This is a genomic window from Pelomonas sp. Root1217, from assembly GCF_001425705.1.
Lineage (GTDB): Bacteria > Pseudomonadota > Gammaproteobacteria > Burkholderiales > Burkholderiaceae_C > Pelomonas.
On the sequence record NZ_LMDC01000012.1, the window covers coordinates 543,058 to 562,908 of the forward strand.

The 19,851-nt window shown below is 68.9% G+C and carries 13 protein-coding genes; 10 read left to right on the forward strand and 3 right to left on the reverse strand.

What is annotated here, in order from left to right; genetic code table 11:
* Nucleotide 1 precedes the first annotated feature (1 nt).
* Complete coding sequence (locus ASC95_RS11480) at nt 2-1,810, reverse strand: ABC transporter substrate-binding protein (RefSeq protein ID WP_057297830.1); 1,809 nt, start codon at nt 1,808-1,810, stop codon at nt 2-4.
* A gap of 142 nt (nt 1,811-1,952) precedes the next feature.
* On the opposite strand from ASC95_RS11480, the gene ASC95_RS11485 reads away from it, so the two are divergent.
* From ASC95_RS11485 to gshA, 9 genes are all read left to right on the forward strand, one after another.
* Complete coding sequence (locus ASC95_RS11485; RefSeq protein WP_057297831.1) at nt 1,953-2,891, forward strand: ABC transporter permease; 939 nt, start codon at nt 1,953-1,955, stop codon at nt 2,889-2,891.
* Nucleotides 2,888-3,943, forward strand: coding sequence for an ABC transporter permease (locus ASC95_RS11490; RefSeq protein ID WP_057297832.1), 1,056 nt, complete (start codon nt 2,888-2,890; stop codon nt 3,941-3,943). The genes ASC95_RS11485 and ASC95_RS11490 overlap by 4 nt, the downstream gene beginning before the upstream one ends.
* Nucleotides 3,944-3,945: 2 nt before the next feature.
* The gene (locus ASC95_RS11495; protein WP_057297833.1) at nt 3,946-5,631 is read left to right on the forward strand and encodes an ABC transporter ATP-binding protein; all 1,686 of its coding nucleotides are present in this window, start codon (nt 3,946-3,948) and stop codon (nt 5,629-5,631) included.
* A gap of 122 nt (nt 5,632-5,753) precedes the next feature.
* On the forward strand, nt 5,754-7,853 hold the full coding sequence (locus ASC95_RS11500; RefSeq protein WP_082567715.1) for a diguanylate cyclase: 2,100 nt from the start codon (nt 5,754-5,756) through the stop codon (nt 7,851-7,853).
* A complete protein-coding gene (locus ASC95_RS11505; RefSeq protein WP_057297835.1) occupies nt 7,850-9,877 on the forward strand; it encodes a diguanylate cyclase in 2,028 nt (675 codons plus the stop codon). Before ASC95_RS11500 ends, ASC95_RS11505 begins: the two co-directional genes overlap by 4 nt.
* Complete coding sequence (locus tag ASC95_RS11510; RefSeq protein WP_057297836.1) at nt 9,874-10,878, forward strand: tripartite tricarboxylate transporter substrate binding protein; 1,005 nt, start codon at nt 9,874-9,876, stop codon at nt 10,876-10,878. Before ASC95_RS11505 ends, ASC95_RS11510 begins: the two co-directional genes overlap by 4 nt.
* Before the next feature lie 129 nt (nt 10,879-11,007).
* Nucleotides 11,008-11,994, forward strand: coding sequence for a tripartite tricarboxylate transporter substrate binding protein (locus tag ASC95_RS11515; RefSeq protein ID WP_057297837.1), 987 nt, complete (start codon nt 11,008-11,010; stop codon nt 11,992-11,994).
* A gap of 179 nt (nt 11,995-12,173) precedes the next feature.
* Nucleotides 12,174-13,832, forward strand: a complete 1,659-nt coding sequence (locus ASC95_RS11520) for a SulP family inorganic anion transporter (protein WP_235537899.1) — start codon at nt 12,174-12,176, stop codon at nt 13,830-13,832.
* A gap of 46 nt (nt 13,833-13,878) precedes the next feature.
* A complete protein-coding gene (gshA, locus tag ASC95_RS11525; protein ID WP_057297839.1) occupies nt 13,879-15,372 on the forward strand; it encodes a glutamate--cysteine ligase in 1,494 nt (497 codons plus the stop codon).
* Here the strand turns inward: gshA and ASC95_RS11530 are convergent.
* Nucleotides 15,369-17,525, reverse strand: coding sequence for a bifunctional diguanylate cyclase/phosphodiesterase (locus tag ASC95_RS11530; protein WP_057297840.1), 2,157 nt, complete (start codon nt 17,523-17,525; stop codon nt 15,369-15,371). The two genes, gshA and ASC95_RS11530, sit on opposite strands and share 4 nt — an antisense overlap.
* A 353-nt stretch (nt 17,526-17,878) precedes the next feature.
* On the opposite strand from ASC95_RS11530, the gene ASC95_RS11535 reads away from it, so the two are divergent.
* Nucleotides 17,879-18,547 (forward strand): YecA family protein, encoded by a 669-nt coding sequence (locus tag ASC95_RS11535; RefSeq protein ID WP_057297841.1) that lies wholly within the window; start codon nt 17,879-17,881, stop codon nt 18,545-18,547.
* Here ASC95_RS11535 and ASC95_RS11540 read toward each other — a convergent pair.
* Nucleotides 18,459-19,769, reverse strand: a complete 1,311-nt coding sequence (locus tag ASC95_RS11540) for an Hsp70 family protein (protein WP_057297842.1) — start codon at nt 19,767-19,769, stop codon at nt 18,459-18,461. The two genes, ASC95_RS11535 and ASC95_RS11540, sit on opposite strands and share 89 nt — an antisense overlap.
* Between the last annotated feature and the right edge of the window lie 82 nt (nt 19,770-19,851).

Here is a 19,851-nt window from a genome sequence, read left to right on the forward strand (position 1 = left end):
GCTACTTGGCTTTGGGCAGCGCGGTGGTGTCGATGTCGACGTACTTCCAGAAGTCGCGCACGAAGAGGTTACGGCTATAGCCCCTGACCCAGGGCTGCGCCATGTCGGTCCAGATGCGGTGGACGTGGAATTTGTAAGGAGCGTAGGCCACCAGCAGGCGCTGGGCTTCGGTCATCAAATGGGCGCGCTCAGGGCCGTCGGGCAGTGCGCTCTGCTTGTCGAAGAGGGCCTCGAAAGCCGGCAGGTCGAAGCGGGCCTTGTTGGCATTGCCCTTGGACTTGCTGGAGCCCATCGCCAGGAAGGTATCGCCGTCGGGCGTCGTGGCCACCCAGCCGAGGCCCCACATCTGCAGCTTGGCCGCATTGGAGGCCTTGAGGTGCTCGGGCCATTTGGCGATCTTGAACTTCATGCGCACACCCAGGGCGTCCATGTTCTTCTGCCACAGTTCTGCGAGCTGGCGGTTCTGCGCATCGGGCGTCGTTGCGTATTCCAGTTGGAGCGGCGAGCCGTCAGGCAGGTCGCGCCAGCCGTCGCCATCCTTGTCCACATAGCCGTAAAGGTCGAGCAGCGCCTTCGCCTTGGCGAGGTTGAACTCGCTCATCTCGGACTTGAAAGCCGGGTTGAAGCCGAAGGACACCGGGGGAATCGGTCCCTGGCTGCTGACGGCCTGGCTGCGGCGCACGAGGCGGATCTCCTTGTCCACGTCTACCGCCAGGTTGATGGCGCGGCGCAGCGCGATCTTGTCAGGCGTGTAGCCACCGACGACCGGGTCCTGCATGTTGAAGTAGCTGTACGACACGTCGGCCCGCGGGTAGCGTGTCATCGAGATGCCCTGCTTGATCAGGTTGGGCGCGAGGTGGTTGTTGGGCATCGCAATCGACGTGAAATCCGCCGGCACTTCCTCGATGACGTCGAACTCGCCGCGCAGGAAAGACAGCCAGCGCGGCTGGGCCTCCTCGATGACCTCGATGACGACGCGGTCCACCAGGGGCAGTTTGCGGCCTTGCAGCGCGGCGGCCTCAGCCTTGACGCGCGGGTCGGCCTCTGGCGGCACGGTCTCGGCGTAGCGCTTGTCGCGAAAGTTGGGGTTCCGGTCGAGCACGATGCGCGAGCTGCGCCGCCACTCGGCCAGCCGGAAGGCGTTGGTGCCGACCGGATGCTCCATGATCTTGTCGCCATAGAACTCGACCACTTCGCGCGCGAGGGCGCCAAAGGTGCCCGCGTCGCTGAAGTTGTAGACGAAGCGCGGGTCGCTCACGCCAAGCTTGATCTGAAAGGTGTAGCGGTCCAGTGCCTTCACCCCTTCGACTTCGCGGTCGTAATCGAAGGGCTTCCCGGCCTTCATCAGCTCGCGGCGCAGTTCCGACAGGCCAAGCAGCTTGGCGTTCTCCAGCAGGTAGAGGTTGCCGCTCTTGAGCTTGGGGTCGTAGTGGCGCTTGAGCGAATAGACGTAGTCGGCCGCCACCAGCTCGCGCTTCTTGCCACCAAAGGCGGGGTCGTCGGAAAAGTAGATGCCGGGCTGGACCCGAAAGGTGAGGGTGCGGAAGTCGGCGCTGATCTCCGGCATCTCCGTCAGCGTGGCCGGGCGCAGCTTGAATGGGCGGGCGCCGAAGTCGTATTCCAGCGGTGCGTCCAGGATGCCGGCGATGACCGCCTTGGAATAGGTATCGGTCACCTGCACGGGATCGAAGCCGGTCTCGGCGATCTTGAAGGCGTAGCGCAACACCTTCTCGGGCGCCGAGCTCTGGGCCTGGGCGGCCGTCAGCGCGCAGGCCAGCAGCCAGCCGATCAGCAGGGAGGAATGCTTCATTGCAAGAGGAGCGCAGCTCGAAAGAAGCGCGGAGTCTAGTGAAACCGTCAGGACAAAGCCGAAGGTGGCTCGCATAGACTCCGCCCCGTTCTCTCGTGTAACCCCGCGTCCACGGCGGGGTTTGTGGTTTCTGGAGCCCTGAATGGCGGCCTATCTGATCCGACGCCTGTGGCAGATGATCCCGACCCTGCTCGGGGTCGTGCTGCTGGTGTTCTTCCTCTTCAAGTACTTCGGCAGCGACCCGGCCATCATCCTTGGCGGCCTGAACGCCAGCCCGGAGCAGATCGAATCCATCCGCGAGCAGCTCGGGCTGAACAAGCCGGTCTGGGAGCAGCTGTGGATCTTCATCAAGCAGATCGTCAGCTTCGACTGGGGCAAGAGCTGGGCCACCAACGAGTCGGTGGCCAACCTGTTTGCCACCCGGCTGCCGGCCACGCTGACGGTGACGCTGCCCATCCTCCTCCTTGAGGTGATGCTGGCCATTCCCTTCGCGCTGGCGGTAGCCACCGTGCGCGGCAGCCTGACCGACCGCGCGGTGATGATCTGCACCACGGTGGCGGTATCGATCTCGCTGCTGGTCTACGTCATCCTGGCGCAGTACCTCTTTGCCTTCCGCCTGGGCTGGTTCCCGGTGCAGGGCTGGACGAGCAGCCACTGGACCAACCTGACCACCTACGCGCCGTTGCCGGTGCTGGTGGCGGTGGCCGTGTCGATGGCGCCGCAGATCCGGCTGTATCGCAGCTTCTTCCTCGACGAGATCGGCCACGACTACGTGCGCACCGCGCGCGCCAAGGGCATGACCGAGGGCACGGTGCTGCTCAAGCATGTGCTGCGCAACGCCATGATTCCCATCCTCACGAACGTGTCGGTGCTGCTGCCCGGCGTGCTCGTGGGCAGCTTCCTCATCGAGGTGTTCTTTTCCATTCCCGGCCTGGGCCGCGAGCTGCTGCTGGCCGTCAACCGCGGCGACTATCCCGTGATCCAGGCCTTCGCCATTTATCTCGCTGCGCTGACGATGACGGTCAACCTCGTGGTGGACCTGCTCTACAAGCTCGTGGACCCGCGGGTGGTGCTGAAATGACCGCGGTCTCCAACTCCTCTGGCCCGGTCCGGGCGGCGGAATCTTCGAGCGGCGGCGTCTGGGCCGCCGCTTGGCGGCGCCTCAAGACCGACCGCGTCGGCGTCGTGTCGATGTGGGTCGTCGGTGCCTTCCTCGTCCTGGTGCTGCTGGCGGCCACCAAGCTGCTGGCCTCGGGCTGGCAGCAGGAGGTCGGCGTGCCCAACGCACCGCCGACGTTGCTCGGGCCCCAGCCGCAGGAAGACACCGGCACCATCGCCACGCCCAAGGGCCCCAACGTCGACCTGTCCGACATCGACCCGCTGGCGCCGCGCTATGCCGAGTGGGCCGAGCGCGCCAAGGCCTTCAAGACCGAGGAGGCGCCCAAGGCAGAGACCCTGCCGCTGGGCGGCGACCGCCTGGGCCGCGACGTGCTGGCCAAGGTCATCAAAGGGGCCGAGGTGTCCATCGTCGTCGGCCTGGCGGCGGCCCTCGTCGCGACGCTGATCGGCACCGTGCTGGGCGCCATCTCAGGCTTCTTCGGCGGCAAGGTCGGCGACCTGCTGGAGTGGGTCTACAACGTCTTCACCGCCATCCCCAGCATCTTGCTGATCTTCGCCTTCGCGGCCATCTTCCCGCGAGGCGTTGGCGCGGTCGTCTCCATCCTGGCGCTGACGGGCTGGACGGGCATCTACCGCCTCATCCGCGCCGAGTTCATGAAGCACCGCGTGCGCGAATACGTGCGCTCGGCCGAGGCCATCGGCGCCTCGCAGGCCTCGCGCATGTTCAGGCACATCCTGCCGAACGTTTCGCACGTGGCGCTGGTGCAGTTGTCACTGCACGTCGTCAGCTTCATCAAGAGCGAGGTCATCCTGAGCTACCTCGGCCTGGGTGTCGGCGTCGACCAGGTGAGCTGGGGCACGATGCTGGCCGAAGCACAGAACGAGATGATCCTCGGCTACTGGTGGCAGCTCGCCGCCGTGACGGCCTGCATGGCCGTTTTCGTCACGGCCTTCGCGTTGTTCACAGATGCGCTGCGCGATGCGCTCGACCCGAAACTACGAGGTCTGGAGTGACCATGCTGTTGAGCATCCAAGACCTCAAGGTCGCCTTCCGCATGGGCAAGCAGGGCGGCGCCATGCAGCGCACGCTCGCCGTCAAGGGCGTCAGCTTCGACGTGCCGGAGAACAGCACCGTGGCGCTGGTCGGCGAGTCGGGCTCGGGCAAGAGTGTCACGGCCATGTCCGTGCTGAACCTGTTGCCAAGCAACGCTGAGCGCGAAGGCCGCATCCTGTTCCAGGGCCGCGACCTGCTGCAGGCTTCGCTGCGCGACTTGCAGGCCATCCGCGGCCGCGACATCGCCTGCGTCTTCCAGGACCCGATGAGCTCGCTGAACCCGGTCTTCGACGTGGCCACGCAGATCTGCGAGCCGCTGATGAAGCACATGGGCATGAGCCGCCGCCAGGCCCTCGTGCGCGCAGAGGAACTTCTCAACGAGGTCGGCATCCCCGAGCCCAAGCGGCGCCTGAAGGCCTATCCGCACGAGATGTCCGGCGGCCAGCAGCAGCGCGTGATGATCGCCGTGGCCCTGGCCTGCAGCCCGAAGCTGCTGATCGCCGACGAGCCGACGACGGCCCTGGACGTGACCATCCAGCGCCAGGTGATGGAGCTGATGGCGCGGCTCAAGGAGAGCCACAAGATGAGCCTGCTGTTCATCTCCCACGACCTCGGCGTCGTCGGCGAGATCTCGGACCAGGTCGTCGTCATGCGCCACGGTCAGGTGCGCGAGAACGCACCGGTGGCGCAGATCTTCAACGACCCGCAGGACGCCTACACCAAGGCCCTGCTGGCCTGCCGGCCGTCGTTGACCGAGAACCCGGCGCGATTGATGGTCATCGACGACCACATCGCCGGACGCGCGGCCGGCAACGACGCGAAGGTGAAGGACGACAGCGCGCCCGTCATCATGGAAGTGACCGGCCTGCAGAAAAGCTTCTGGCTCAAGGACGGCCTGTTCGGCAAGCGCGAGTTCAAGGCCGTCAAGGGCGTCGACTTCAAGCTGCGCAAGGGCCACACGCTGGGCGTCGTTGGCGAGTCCGGCTCTGGCAAGACGACCATGGGCCTGACGCTGCTGCGCCTGCACGAGCCCACGGGCGGCCAGGTGCTGTTCGAGGGCAAGGATCTGCTGAAGATGAGCGGAAGCGACTGGCAGCAGATGCGCCGGCGCATCCAGGTCGTGTTCCAGAACCCCTATGCCTCACTGAACCCGCGCTTCACCATCGGCCAGACGCTGCGCGAGCCGATGGAGATCCACGGCATCGGTACCAGCACCGCCGATCGCGAGGCGCGCGCCGTGGCGTTGCTTGAGAAGGTCGGCCTGGACGAGAGCGCCATGGCCAAGTATCCGCACGAGTTCTCGGGCGGCCAGCGCCAGCGCATCGCCATCGCGCGCTGCCTGACGCTGCAGCCCGAGGTGCTGGTGCTGGACGAGGCGGTGTCGGCACTGGACGTGTCGGTGCAGGCCCAGGTGCTCAACCTGCTGAAGGATCTGCAGGACGAATTCGGCCTGAGCTACATCTTCATCAGCCACGACCTGGCGGTCGTCAAGTTCATCTCCGACGAGGTGCTGGTGATGCAGAACGGCGACGTTGTCGAGCAGGCACCCACGCGCGAGATCATCCAGGCGCCGCGTGAGGAATACACGCGCCGCCTGCTTGGCGCGGTGCCGCGCGGCTACCAGGGCGCCGTCGCCGGACCGGCCTAGCCTGGCGATTCTTACGGTTACGTGTAATTTCAACGGTCTCTGACGTGGGATCCGCAACAGCCAGGCCGAACCGCGCTGAAATCAGCAGCGCGGTTCGGCAAGCCCGGCCGCCTACCGTTTCGATGCATCAACCCCTGGCTTCACGATCCACGCTTTGCGCGGCGCTGGCCGCACTGGCATTGCTGTGCGCCTGCTCGCCCAGCGAGGGTCCCAGTGCGCCCGCCGGCACCGCATCGGGCGTGCAGAACGAAGACCTGGCCCGTGACCTCGAACGCATCGAGCGTGCCGCCCGCGCCAAGCCCGCGCTGCTGGAGCTGGAGCTGCGTGGCCGCAGCGAGAAACTGGCATCCGGCAGCTTTGCCGAGCTGGAGGTGCTGGCCTTGCGCGGCCTGCTCGCCGCCTATGCACGCGACCGGGCGCTGACCGACCAGATCACCCAGCGCCTGCGCGACTGGCCAGCCGGTGAATTGCGTGCCGCCGCCACCGTCGCAGCGGCCAGCGTCAGCGCCGAATACCTGCGCTCCCACGGCGACCTGCGCGAGGCGCGCAAGACGCTGCTGGCTGTGGACGCCGCCCAGCTCAATGCCGCCGCGCCCGTGTTCCGCTGGCGCTACCACCACCAGCTCATGGCCATCGCCAGCGATTCGGGTGAACTCGACCTGTCGCTGAACCAGGGCCACGCCGCCCAGCGCCTGGCCGAGCAGATGGGACAGCCCTGGCGCGTGGCGCTGACGCTGGTGGACCTGGCCTTCACGTCCAGCCGCGCGGACACGCCGGCGCGCGCCCGCCAGCTCATTGGCCAGGCGCTCACCGAGGCCCAGAAAGACCCGGACCCGATGACGCTGAACCAGGTCTACACGATGCGTGGCATCGTCTACGCCGAGGACAGCGACTCCAGCATCACGCTGCAGGCGAATTCCGACGCGCTGGAGCAGGCCACGCGCGCCGGTGCCGACTCGGTGCGCGCCCTGGGCCTGGCCAATTTCGCCGACTACCACCTGCGCCAGGGCCACCCGGCGCGGGCGCTGGAACTCGCCGAGCAGGCGCTGCCGCTGGCACGCGCGACGCGCAACATCAGCGCCGAAAGCGTCGCCCGCTCCAACATCGGCCTGGCCAAGATCGCCATGGGCCGCGTCGCCGAAGGGCGCGACGACGTGCGCGCCGGCATCATGCTGGATGAGCAGCAAGGCGCCATGTCCTATGCCTCCGCGGGCTGGCAGGAACTCGCGGGTTATCTGGAGCGCGCCGGCGACCTGGCCGGTGCCATCGCCGCCTATCGCGAGCATCGCCGCATGGACGAGCGCGTGCTGCGCGACGAGACCCGCAAGCTGCTGCTGGAGGCCCAGGAGCGCCAGGACGCCGAGCAGCGTGCGCGAGACATCGAACTGCTCAACCGCGACAACGCCCTCAAGGCCGAGCAGGTCCACCAGCGCAACCTGGCGCTGACGCTGTGGTCGGCCATGGGCGGCTGCGTGCTGGTGTCGCTGGGCCTGCTCTACCAGGCCTTCCGCCGCGTGCGTCGCACGAATGAGGCACTCGCCCACAGCAACGCCTCGCTGAAGCGCCAGAGCGAAACCGACCCCTTGACCGGCCTGGCCAACCGCCGCCACTTCCAGGCCGCGATCAAGACCCTGGCCAGTGGCGAGGGCCTGGCGGCCAGCCTCTTCCTCATCGACATCGACCACTTCAAGCGCATCAACGACAGCTTCGGCCATGCCGCCGGCGACACCGTCCTCATCGAGATCGCCGCGCGGCTGCGCCAGGCGGTTCGCGACGACGACCTCATCGTGCGCTGGGGCGGCGAGGAATTCCTCATCGTCGCGCGCAGCCGCGACGGCGCGTCGGCGCACCAGCTGGCCCAGCGCCTGCTCGATCTCGTCGGCAGCAAGCCCGTCGCGTATGAAGGCCGTGAGGTGCCCGTCACGGCCTCCATCGGCTTCGTCAGCCTGCCGGTGCCGCCGCACGGGCTGCGCCTGTCCTGGGAGCGTGCCATCGATCTCGTCGACACCGTCATGTACCTGGCCAAGGCGCATGGCCGCAACAAGGCCTATGGCGTCGAGCGCATCCATGCCGAGGATGCCCTGGCCGCGGCGCAGTTGACGGCGCGACTGGAGGCCGCCTGGGCCGAGGGCCTGGTGGGCTTACAGGCCCTCAGCGGCCCGCCCCGCGCAGCCGACAGCGGCTTCCATCCCGACGCCGCCAGCCGGCCGGCCAACGCATGAGAACCGTTGCGCTTCTGCTGATGCTGGTTTCGGGCTTTGCGAGCGCAGCACCGGTCACGGCGCCCGACCCGGTGGCCGAGGACACGCTGCTGGCCAACATCACCCGCCGCGCCTTCGATGCGCCCGAGGCCATGCTGGCCGAGCTGCAGCAGCGCTGGCCCACCCATGCCGAGCCCGGCCAGCCGCGCGAGGCCGCCTGGCTGATGGCACGGGGCCGTGTGCTGCTGGCCGCTGGCCAGGCCGGGGCGGCCGACGCCGTTGCCGTGCAACTGATGGCCCGAGAGGACGGCGTCGACCGCAGCTGGCTGCTGCGTGCCCTGGCCCAGGAGCGTACCGGCAGATCCGCCACTGCACTGGCTGCCCGCGCCCTGGCCGGCCTGGACAAGCGCTGCCCTGCCGGCGATGAGGCGCGTGCCGTGCGCGAGCTGGGCTGCGACTTCCGCAGCGCCTGGGAGGCCCTGCGCATCCTGCAGCGGGAGCAATACGCCCAGGGCGCCTTCGCCGTCGCCGAGACCAGCATCAGGCGGGCCCTGGCCCTGGCCCGTGCCGGCGATGACAAGCATCTGACCGCCCTCAGCCACGGCCTGCTCGCCGTGGCGCAGCAGGCCCAGGACCGCATGGACGCCGCGCGCGCCGAGCTGCGCGCCGCCGCGACCGAGGCCGCGGGCGACCTCGTGGCCGGCGCCCGGGTGCGCAACTACGAGGCCGCCGTCGAGCGCCGCGCCCGTGACATGGCGGCTTCGCGCAGTGCCGTCGAGGCCGCGTTGTTGCTCGCCGAGCAGGCTGATGCGCCGCACCTGGCCGCGCAATTGCGCTCCAACCTGGTCGACTCCTACATGCATCTGGGCATGGCCAAGGAGGCGCTGGCCGCCGGGCAGCGTGCCATGCCGGTGCTGCAGCGCTTCGGCGACCGCTTCTACGAGCGCAGCCTGCACCACAACCTGGCGGTGGCCCACATCAAGCTGCGCCAGTTCGACCAGGCCCGCCAGGAGCTCGCCAAGGTCAGCGAGTTCGGCACCGACCCGGCCGACCTGGTGCCGCGCGCCCGCGAGCTGCGTGAGCTGGGCGACACCTGGGGCGAGGCGGGCCAGTACAAGGAGGCTCTGGCGGCCCTGCATGCCGAGCGCGACCTCAACACCCGTGCCAACGAGCGCAACCGTGCGGCGGCGCTGGAGGAGCTGGGCCGTAAATACGACAGCGCCGCCAAGCAGCGCGACCTCGACCTGCTGGCCCGCGACGGCCAGCTCAAGGACCAGCAGATCTCCAACCAGCAGCTCGCGCAGCAGGTCGGCTTCGCCATCGGCGCGTTGCTGCTGCTGTCCGTCGCCCTCATCGGCGTGACGCTGGTGCGCATGCGCCGCGCCCAGGCGCGCCTCACGGCCAACCAGAGCCTGCTGCGGGCCCAGAGCGAACGCGATCCGCTGACCGACCTGTCCAACCGGCGCCACTTCCTGGCCGTCATGGACCAGAGCGCCCGCGAAGCCAGGGGCGAGGGCTTTGTCGGCGCGCTGATGATGATCGACATCGACCACTTCAAGAACGTCAACGACTGGCATGGCCACGCGGCCGGCGATGCCGTCATCGTCGAGGTGGCGCGCCGCATCCGCGCTGCCGTGCGCGATACCGATCTCGTGGTGCGCTGGGGCGGCGAGGAGTTCCTCGTCTTCGCGCCCGCGCTGCCTGGGGACGACCTCGCGCTGATGGCCGAGCGCGTGCTGCGCGGCATCGGCAGCCAGCCGATCGAGACCGCCGAGGGCCCGTTGCGCATCACGGTCTCGATCGGATTCGCGAGCTTCCCGCTTGGCGGCGCTGCCGGCGCGGGCCTGCGCCTGCACTGGGAGCAGGCCGTCAACTGGGCCGACATGGTGCTGTACCAGGCCAAGGCTGAGGGCCGCAACCGTGGTGTCGGCATCAGCGCCGTCGAGGCCCCCGATGCCCATGCGCTGGCCGCCGTGCTGCAGGACTTTGACGCTGCCTGCATGAATGGCCAGGTCAAGCTCAGGCAGCTGCCGGGGCCTCCATGACCGCTCTGCTGCAACGCCGCAGCCTGATGCTGTGGTTGGCCGCTTCGTCGGCTCCTTCGGCCTACGGCCAACCCGCCGCTCCATGGCCAACGCGGCCGCTGCGCATCGTCGTGCCCTATGCGGCGGGCGGCCCGGCCGACGTTGCTGCCCGCCAGCTCGCGACCGAGCTGCAGAGGAGCCTGGGCCAGCCGGTGACCGTCGACAACAAGCCCGGTGCCGACGGCAATATCGGCACGGCCGAGGTCGCTGGTGCCAATGACGGCCACACCCTGCTGATGGGCAGCCTCGGCACGCATGTCATCAACCCGCTGCTGTGGCGCCGCCTGCCCTATGACGCGGTGAAGGATTTCGCGCCGATCAGCCTGGTCGCGACCGTGCCGCTGGTGCTCGTCATCAACCCCGGTGTCGCGCAAGCCTTGGGCGTGCGCAGCGTGAGCGACCTGGTGCACGCCGCCACCAACCAGCCTGGGCGCCTGCACATCGCCTCCGGCGGCAACGGCAATACGACGCATCTGTCCGGCGAACTCTTCAAGCGCCTGACCCAGACCTACATGCTGCACTTCCCCTACCGCAGCGCGGCGTCGGCCCAGCAGGATGTCATCGCCGGCAACATGGACCTGATGTTTGACGCCCTGCCCTCGGCCCTGCCGCAGATCAAGGCCGGCAAGCTGCTGGCCCTGGGCGTCACGAGCGCGCGGCGCAGCCCCAGCCTGCCGGAGCTGCCCACCGTCGAAGAAGCCGGCGGGCCGGCGCTCAAGGGCTATGAGGCCAGCGCCTGGATCGGCCTGTTTTCTCCCAGCAGCCAGCCGGCCGAGCAGCTCGCACGGCTGCAGCGCGACAGCGTCGCAGCACTCGCCGCTCCCGCGCTGCGCGAGCGGCTGACCCACCGTGGCATGCTGGTGCACGGCAGCGGCGGGCCGGAGTTCGCTGCCCTCATTGCTGCAGAAACGGCGAAATGGGCGCGCGTGATGCAGCTGTCGGGTGTCAAAGTCGATAGATGAAACCCCGCGTCCAGTCGCGCCGCGCTGAACGCGCCTGACCGGTCCGTCGCGAGCACATCGCCAACAGGGCCGGCTCGCACTCGGCCCGAATATCCTCTGGCGTTGCCGAATCACTAAGAGGAGACCGCCATGAAGCTGAACCGTCGCCAAGTCACCGTGCTGGCGGGCAGCCTTGCGCTACCCGCCGTTGCTCAGTCGACGTGGCCGAGCAAGCCCATCCGTCTTGTCGTGCCCTTCACACCCGGCGGCACGACCGACCTGCTGGCGCGGGCAATGGCGCCCGAGTTGCAGCAGCGCCTGGGCCAGGCCGTCGTCGTCGACAACAAGCCCGGCGCGGGCGGCAATATCGGTTCGGCCGAGGTCGCCAAGGCCACGGACGGCCACACGCTGCTGATGGGCACCGTCGGCACGCATGCGATCAATGCGTCTCTTTACCCCAAGCTGCCCTACGACCCGGTGAAGGATTTCGCGCCCATCACGCTGGTGGCGGCCGTGCCGAATGTGCTGGTGCTCAACCCCGCCAACGCGGCGCGCCTGGGCATCCGCAGCGTGGCCGACCTGATCCGCGTCGCGCGCGCCAATCCGGGCAAGCTCAACATGGCGTCCAGCGGCAACGGCACGTCCATCCACCTGGCCGGCGAGCTGTTCAAGAGCATGACGGGCAGCTTCATGCTGCACTTTCCCTACCGCGGCTCGGGTCCCGCGCTCCTCGATCTGATCGCCGGCAACACCGACCTGATGTTCGACAACCTGCCCTCGGCCCTGCCGCAGATCAAGGCCGGCAAGCTCCTGGCCCTGGCCGTCACCAGCGCTCAGCGCAGCCCGGCCGTGCCCGACCTGCCCACGGTGGCCGAGGCGGGTGGCGCGGTCCTGAAGGGCTATGAAGCCAGCTCCTGGTTCGGCCTGTTGGCGCCTGCCCATCAGCCGGCCGACCAGGTTGCCCGCCTGCAGCGCGAAGCTGCCGCGGCGCTGAACACGCCGGCATTGCGCGAGCGCATGGCGGGGCAGGGAGCTGTGGCCGGTGGAGGCTCCTCCGCGGAGTTCGCGGCGCTGATCGCCAGCGAGACGGCAAAGTGGGCCAAGGTGGTGAAGGTCTCGGGCGCCAAGGTCGATTAGGTGGAGCCCCTCGTCCAAGGCATACCTTGGCCGGTCCCCCAAGGGGACGGCGATGCTTGCGGTATCGAACCGCAAGCACATCGCCAGCGCGTGCCGGCTAGGGAGCGGCCCGTCGCTCGGCCCGCAAGTTTCATTCGCGGCGGATGCCGCGAACGCGAAATCGATCACCGATGAGATTCATGCCCACTTGGCGCGCCGACCTGATTGCCGGCGCCGTTGTCGCGGTGCTGTTGATCCCGCAGAGCCTGGCCTACGCGATGCTGGCCGGCCTGCCGCCGCAGGTGGGGCTGTATGCCAGCTTGCTGCCCCTGCTGGCGTATGCGGCCCTGGGCTCCAGCCCGGTGCTGGGCCTGGGCCCGGTGGCCGTGCTGGCGCTGATGATTGCGCAGGCCCTGGGCGCATTACCGGCCAGCGTCAGTGCGACCGAGGGTGCCCTGGTGCTCGCGGCCGAGGTGGGCCTGCTGCTGGCGGTGGCTGCGATGCTGCGCCTGGATGCCCTGTCCAGCCTGCTGTCGGTGCCAGCGCTGCGCGGCTTCGAGACCGGTGCGACGCTGATGATCGCGGCTGGCCAGCTGCCGGTGCTGCTTGGCAGCGCGGCAGTGGGCTTCACGTTGCCGGACCTGATCGCGTCCGCCGTATCGGGCGGCTTCGGGCCGGTCAGCGCAGCCTGGGGTGGCGGTGCGATCGCCTTGCTGCTGCTGTCGCGCCGGGCCGGCCCACGCCTGCTGGCGCGGCTGGCGCCGCTGCTGCTGCTGGTCGTGGCGATGGCGCTGTCGGCTTTTACGCCGGCCGCCACGGGTGTCGCCCAGGTCGGTGCGCTGCCGTCTATGGCCCTGCCGCTGGGGTTGCCGCGCCTGGAGGCCGCGCTGTGGCTGCAGCTGCTGCCTTCCGCCGCGCTGGTGGCCCTGATGGGTTTCGTCTCCAGCCTTGCGGTATCGGAGTCGCTGGCGCAGCGGCGCGGCGAGAAGCTGCTGCCGGCGGCCGAGATGCGCGGGCTGGCGGCGGCCAACCTGGTCGCGTCGGTCAGCGGCGGCATGCCGGTGGCGGGCAGCTTCTCACGCAGCATCCTGTTACACGAGGCTGGCTCGGCCAGCCGCTGGAGCCTGGTGTTCGTCTGCGGCTTCATGTTCGTGGCGATGCTGCTGCTGGCCGAGCCTCTGGCCCATCTGCCCAAGCCTGTGCTGGCTGCAACCATCGTCGTGGCCGTGCTGGGCGGCTTCTCGCTGCAGCCCTACCGCGAGGCCTGGCGCTATGCGCGTGCAGAAGGCCTGCTGATGGTGGCCGTGACGGTGGCGGTGCTGTGCTGGAGCATCGCGGCCGCGCTGGCCATCGGGGTGGTGGGCTCGGTCGCGTTGCTGATCCAGCGCACGGCCCAGCCCCATGTTGCCCGCATCGGCCGCGTGCCGGGCACGCAGCATTATCGCAACCTCGAGCGCTACGCCGTCGAGTGCCGGCCCGAGGTGGTCGGGCTGCGTGTCGACGAGAGTCTCGTGTTCACCAACGCCCGCGGCCTAGTCGATGCCGTGCTGGCCCATGTGCGCGAGCACCGCGAAAAGGTCGGCAAGCCGCAGCGTGTGCTGATGCTGATGGCGCCGGTCAACCACATCGATGTCTCCGGGCTGACGGCGCTGCAGGAGCTGCACGCGGCGCTGCAGGCCGAGGGCCTGAGGCTGGAGTTTTCCGAGGTCAAGGGCCCCGTGCTGGACAGGCTTAAGGCTGTGGGTTGGCTGGAGCGCTATGACGTTTCGCTTTACCTCAGCCACCACGAAGGCATCCAGGCCGGCGAACATGCCCTGAGGCCGAGTCTGGCTGACATGGACGCGCCTGGGCAGCTTTAGCCTTCATCTGCTACCGTCTTGGCCCAATTCCCGGTCCCCGGACGCCATGAACGACAAAGAGACATTGCTCGGCATCCGCCGTGGCATCGAGAAGGAAAGCCTGCGCGCCCTCCCTGGGGGCGGCCTGGCGTTGACACCGCATCCGGTGGCCCTCGGCGCGGCCCTGACCCATCCGCACATCACGACCGACTACAGCGAGTCGCAGCTGGAGCTGATCACCGGCGTGCATGCCGGTGTCGACGACTGCCTGCTGGAGCTGACCGAGATCCACCAGGCTGTTTATCGGGCCCTGGCCGACGAGCGGCTGTGGGTGGGCTCCATGCCCTGCGGCCTGCCGACGGACGAGACCATCCCCATCGGCCGCTACGGTTCGAGCAATGTCGGCCGTGCCAAGAGCGTCTATCGCATGGGCCTGGGCCAGCGCTACGGCCGGCGCATGCAGACCATCTCGGGCATCCACTACAACTGGTCGCTGCCGGGCGTGTCCACGGAGGGCTATTTCGGCACCATCCGCAACTTCCGCCGCGAGGGCTGGTTGCTGCTGTACCTGTTCGGCGCCAGCCCGGCGCTGTGTGACAGCTTCGTGCATGGCCGCGAGCATGGCCTGCAGCGCCTGTCGGGCCACACCCTGTACCTGCCGCACGCCACGTCGCTGCGCATGGGGCGGCTGGGCTACCAGAGCGACGCGCAGGCCAGCATCGCCGTCACCTACAACTGCCTGGAGAGCTATGCAGCCTCACTGCAGGAGGCGCTGAGCCGGCCCTATCCGGCCTACGAGGCCATCGGCGTGCAGACGCCCGGCGGTGACTACAACCAGCTCTCCACCAGCCTGCTGCAGATCGAGAACGAGTTTTACAGCACCATCCGCGCCAAGCGCGTGATCCGCTCCGGCGAGCGGCCACTGCATGCGCTGCGGGAGCGCGGTGTCGAATACATCGAGGTCCGGCTGATGGACCTCGACCCCTTCGAGCCGATCGGCATCGGCGCCGACGCGATCCGCGTGCTGGATGCCTTCCTGCTGCACTGCCTGAAGAGTGACAGCCCCGACGACACACCCGACGAGATTGCCGCCAACGGGCGCAACCAGCACCGCGTGGCCGCCCGCGGCCGTGAGCCGGGCCTGATGCTGGAGCACTGGCGGGGCGGTGAACGCAGCCTCGCCGACTGGGCCGGCGAGATCCTGGCCGCCTGTGCCGTGCAGGCCGAAACCCTGGACGCCGCCCATGGCGGCGACGCCTATCGCGCCGCCTTGCGGCGCGTGGCCGAGCGGCTGCAGGAGCCGCAGCTCTGCCCGTCGGCGCGGGTGCTCAGCGTCATGGCCCAGGACTTTGACAACAGCTATGTCGGCTTCATCCGCCGCCAGAGCGACGCCACGCGTGCGGCCTTGCTGGCCCTGCCTTTCCCGGATGAGCTGCAGCGCCGCTTCGAGAAGATGGCCGCAGATTCCCTGGCCGAACAGGCCCGCATCGAGGCCGCAGACACCATGGACTTCGAGGAGTTCCGGCGGCACTACGTCGCGCCGGAACGGATGGCGGTCTAGATGGTGGTGTCCAGCGCCCCATAGACCGACGAGCTGAAGCGCGGCCGGTCGTCCTGCGCGTCGGTCGCCCAGCGCGTCAAGTCGTCGGCCGGCATCGGGCGCGCGAACAAGAAGCCCTGCAGCTTGTCGCAGCGTTTGCCGCGCAGCACCTCGGCCTGGCCTTCGGTCTCGACGCCCTCGGCCACCACCTGCAGGCCCAGCGCATGGGCCAGTTCGATGACGGCCTTGACGATGGCGCGCGCGTCGGCGCTGCTCTCCAGGTCCTGTATGAAGCTGCGATCGATCTTGAGCTGCGACACCGGCAGCCGGCGCAGATAGGCCAGGCTGGAATAGCCGGTGCCGAAATCGTCGATGGACAGGGACAGGCCGAGTTCGGCCAGGCGCTGCAGTGATCGCTCGGTGGCGGTGGCGTCGTCCATGGCGACGGATTCGGTGATCTCGCAGGTCAGGTGGCGGGCGTCAACGCCATGCTGGGCCAGCGCCTCCTCGAAGCGGCGCACCAGGGCATCGGGCTGACGCAGCTGCTGCACCGACAGGTTGATGGCCACGCGCATCTGCAGGCCTGCCTCGCGCCAGAGCGCGATCTGGCGGCAGGACTCCTTGATGACCCAGTCGCCCAGCGGCACGATCAGGCCGAAGCGCTCGGCCACCGGGATGAAGACGACCGGGCTGATGGCGCCGCGCTGCGGGTGCTGCCAGCGCAGCAGCGCCTCGACGCCCTTCACTTCACCCTGGGCCGTGGCGATCTTGGGCTGGTAGTGCAGGGCCAGGCGGCCGCTGCCGGTTTCGCCGGCCAGCGTGGCGCGCAGGTCGCGCGCCAGCTCGACCTGCTCGCGCACGCCGGCCTGCATATGCGCCTCGAAGAACGCAAAGCCATTGCCACCAGCGCGTTTGATCGACTGCGCGGCCGAATCCGCCTGGGCCACCAGCGCCTCGCCGGGCCCGCTGCCGTCGTACAGCGCAATGCCGACCGAGGCCGACAGCCGCAGCGGCTGGCTGCCGGCGCCGGGCACGCCCGCCATGGGCTGGGCCAGCGCGTCCAGCAGGCGTTGGGCGATCTGGGCCAGCGTCGTCTCGCCGACGTCGCCCTCCACCATCAGCACGAATTCATCGGCGGCCAGCCGGGCCAGGGTGTCATGGCCGCGGGCCAGGCCCTCCAGGCGCCGGGCGGTTTCGCGCAGCACCTGGTCCCCGGCGGCCAGGCCGAAGCTGTCGTTGATGGGCTTGAAGCCGTCCAGGTTGACGGCCAGCAGGGCCAGCCGGGCGCCCTCGCGCTGGCCGCGCGCGGCGGCATGCTGCAGGCGGTCGTTCAGCAACTGGCGGTTGGCGAGGCCGGTCAGCGGGTCACGCAACGCGATCTCCTGCAGCTCGGTCGTGGCGGCCTGCAGGGACTGCTGCAGCCGGTTGGTGCGGCGCTGGCCGCGGGCGTCCAGGGCCGAGGTGATCAGCGTCAGCAGCAGCAGCGCGAAGGTGGCGCCGGCGACGAGATTGCCGAGGTTGTCGCCGCGCAGCGCGCCCGCGCTGAGGCAGACCGCACCTTCGGCGATGCCGGCGGCGGCCATGCCGGTGTAGTGCATGCCGGCCACGGCCGCACCCATGACAAGGGCAGCGACGAGCTGGCCCCAGCGGGCCCAGGCCCGAGGCAGCCTGCGCAGGCCGAAGAAGATGATGAGCGCCGCGGCGGCGGCGCCGGTGGCAACGGCGGCCGAGGCTGCCACCAGGCCCCAGTGCCACTGGATGCCGGGCGCCAGTACCAGAGCCGCCATGCCGGTGTAGTGCATGGCGCAGATGCCCGCACCCATGCTGATCGCGCCCATCGCCAGGCCGGCCGGCGTCAATGCCTCCCGGGCCGCCACGCGCAAGGCGATGGCCGACACGGCCACGGCGGCGAGCCAGCTCAGCAGTGTGACGGCGCTGTCATAGCCGACGAGGAAGGGCAGCTTGAGGGCCAGCATGCCGACGAAATGCATGGCCCAGATGCCCGTGCCCATGGAAAGCGAGCCGGCAATCCACCAGGTGCGGGCGACCAGCGCATCGGGCGTGCGCACGCGTTGGGCGAGGTCCAGCGCCACATAGGAGGCGAAGGCAGCGGTCAGGTAGGACAGCACGACGACCGCCGGGTCGAAGCGCAGCGCGAGTACGGCAGCGGGCATGCCGCCAGTATGAAAGCTCAGCGAAAGATTGGCCCGGCGCCATTCGCGCCCTGCGTGAAGGGGTGCCGGAACCCACGGCTCACGCTGGATAGATGCCTGCCCCGTGAGCGACTTCGCGCCCCACGGGGCGCGGACAGGCCTCGTGGCACAGGGCCGCAGGCCCCGGCGCGTCAGCGCCGAACGGCTCACGCCAGGGAGCCGTGTGCCCCGTGACTGACAAAAAAAGACCCGGTCAGCAGGCTGCCGGGTCGTGAAGCCCTCAGGGTAGAGGGCGTCGTTGGGATGGGGGCACTCTAGAGCTTCGGCCGGCGCCAATGTGGGCAATATTCACTTGCGCTGCCCATAATCCCGCCATGTCAGCCCCCCAGCACCGTCCGACCGAAGCCCTCTCCGAAGCCGACCTGGAGCGCCTGCAGGCGCTGCTGGACGACCTGCCCGCGCCGCTGGAGCCGCTGGACGTCAGCATGGTCGATGGCTATCTGTGCGGCGTGCTGCTGCAGCCTTCAGTCGTGGCGCTGGAGCAGTGGCTGCCGCCGCTGCTGGACAGCGAGGGGCGACCCATTCCTCAGCGCATCAGCGACGAGCTGATAGGGCTGCTGCGCCGCCGCCACAAAGAGCTGAACCTGGCCATCGTCGGCCGCCAGTGGTTCGACCCCTGGGTGTTCGAACTCGACGAGGACGCCAGCCCCAGCGAAACCGTACTGCCCTGGGTGGCCGGCTTTGCGCATGCACTGGACGCCCATCCCGCGCTGATGAAGCTGCCCGAGGAGCCGCTGCTGGAGCCGCTGGCGGCCCTCTATCTGCACCTGGACCCGGACGACCTCGAGGACGCCGACGCGCTGCTCGAGGAAATCGAGTCGCTGGAGCCGCCGACTGACCTGGAAGAGGCGGTCGAGGGGCTGGTCAGCGCGGTGTTGATGCTGGCGGACGTGTCTAGGCCTCTGAAGCCGCAGCCGACCCAAAAAGCCGGCGCGCGTGCAGGCCCAGGCCGGTCGCGACCGAAGCAAAGCGGTCGCCGCTGACGCGGGCCGCCTTCGGGAAGCCGGCTGCCATCCCGTCCACCAGCAGGCGCAGCCCGGTCGAGCCGCCGGTGAAGTAAAGGGCGTCGATCTGTTCGGCCTTCAGGCCGGCCAGCGCCACGGTTTCGTGGGCGGTCGAAATGATGCGGTCGAGGTCGGCTCGCAGCGCGGCCACCGCGGTTTTTTCGCTCAGTGGCAGCACCAGGCCGGTCTCGATGTGACCAAGGTCCACCGTCGTGTCCTCACCGCCCGACACGGCGATCTTGGCGCCTTCGGCGCGAGCGGCCAACTCGTGGCCCAGGCGCTCCTCCAGCACCGTCATCAGCCGCGCATGCTGGCGCACGTCAGTGAACCAGCTCTTCATGCCGCGCCACTCGGCCACGCGCAGCGGCGAGTAGCAGGTGTTGATCAGGTGCCAGGTGGCAAGATCGAAGTAGATGCCGCTGGGCACTTCCCGTCCGCTGGGCCCCGTCGTGCGGTAGCCGAATTCCTGAAGCAGGCCGGCGAGTTCGATGTGGCGGTCGAAGTCGGTGCCGGCGATGTGGATGCCGTGGCTGGCGAGGATGTCGTCGCGGCGCGCCAGGCGCTGCATGCGCTCGGGGCCGACGCGCACGATGGAGAAGTCACTGGTGCCGCCGCCGATGTCGGCGACCAGCACGATCTGCTCGCCCTTGCCTTCACGGATGGCCTGCTGCTCGAAGTCGAAGGCCGCCGCGATGGGCTCGTACTGGAAGTGCACCTCGCGAAAACCCACGGCGCGCGCGCAGGCCTCCAGCTGAGCCTGGGCGGCCGCGTCGCGCTCGGGCTCGCCGTCGACGAAGAACACCGGCCGGCCGAGCACGACGCGCTCGGGTTCGCCGGCCAGGCGGCGCAACCGTTTCAGGTAGCCGGCAACGATGTCGGAATACTTGGCGCCTCGGCCGCCGCCCACGTCGGTGGTCTGGTCGATGAGGGGGGAGCCGAGGATGCTCTTCATCGAGCGCATCAGCCGGCCGTCGTGGCCCTCGACATAGGCCGCCACGGCGGCGCGGCCGAAGGCGCGCGGCGGGCCATCGGCGTCGTGGGCGCCTTCGGTGAAATAGAAGACCGCGGTGGGCATCGTGCGTTGAGCCGGTTCCAGCTCGATGAGACACATCTCGCCGGCGGCCGTGCTGGCATTGGGCACCGCCACCGCGGAATTCGACGTGCCGAAGTCAATCGCGCAAAAGGGGGGAGGGGCAATCATTCGAATTAACGGCTGTGGCGGGCCAGTCCTGACAAGTCCTGAAAAGTTCGGAGGAAAGGGCGCGGATTCTAGGAACACAATC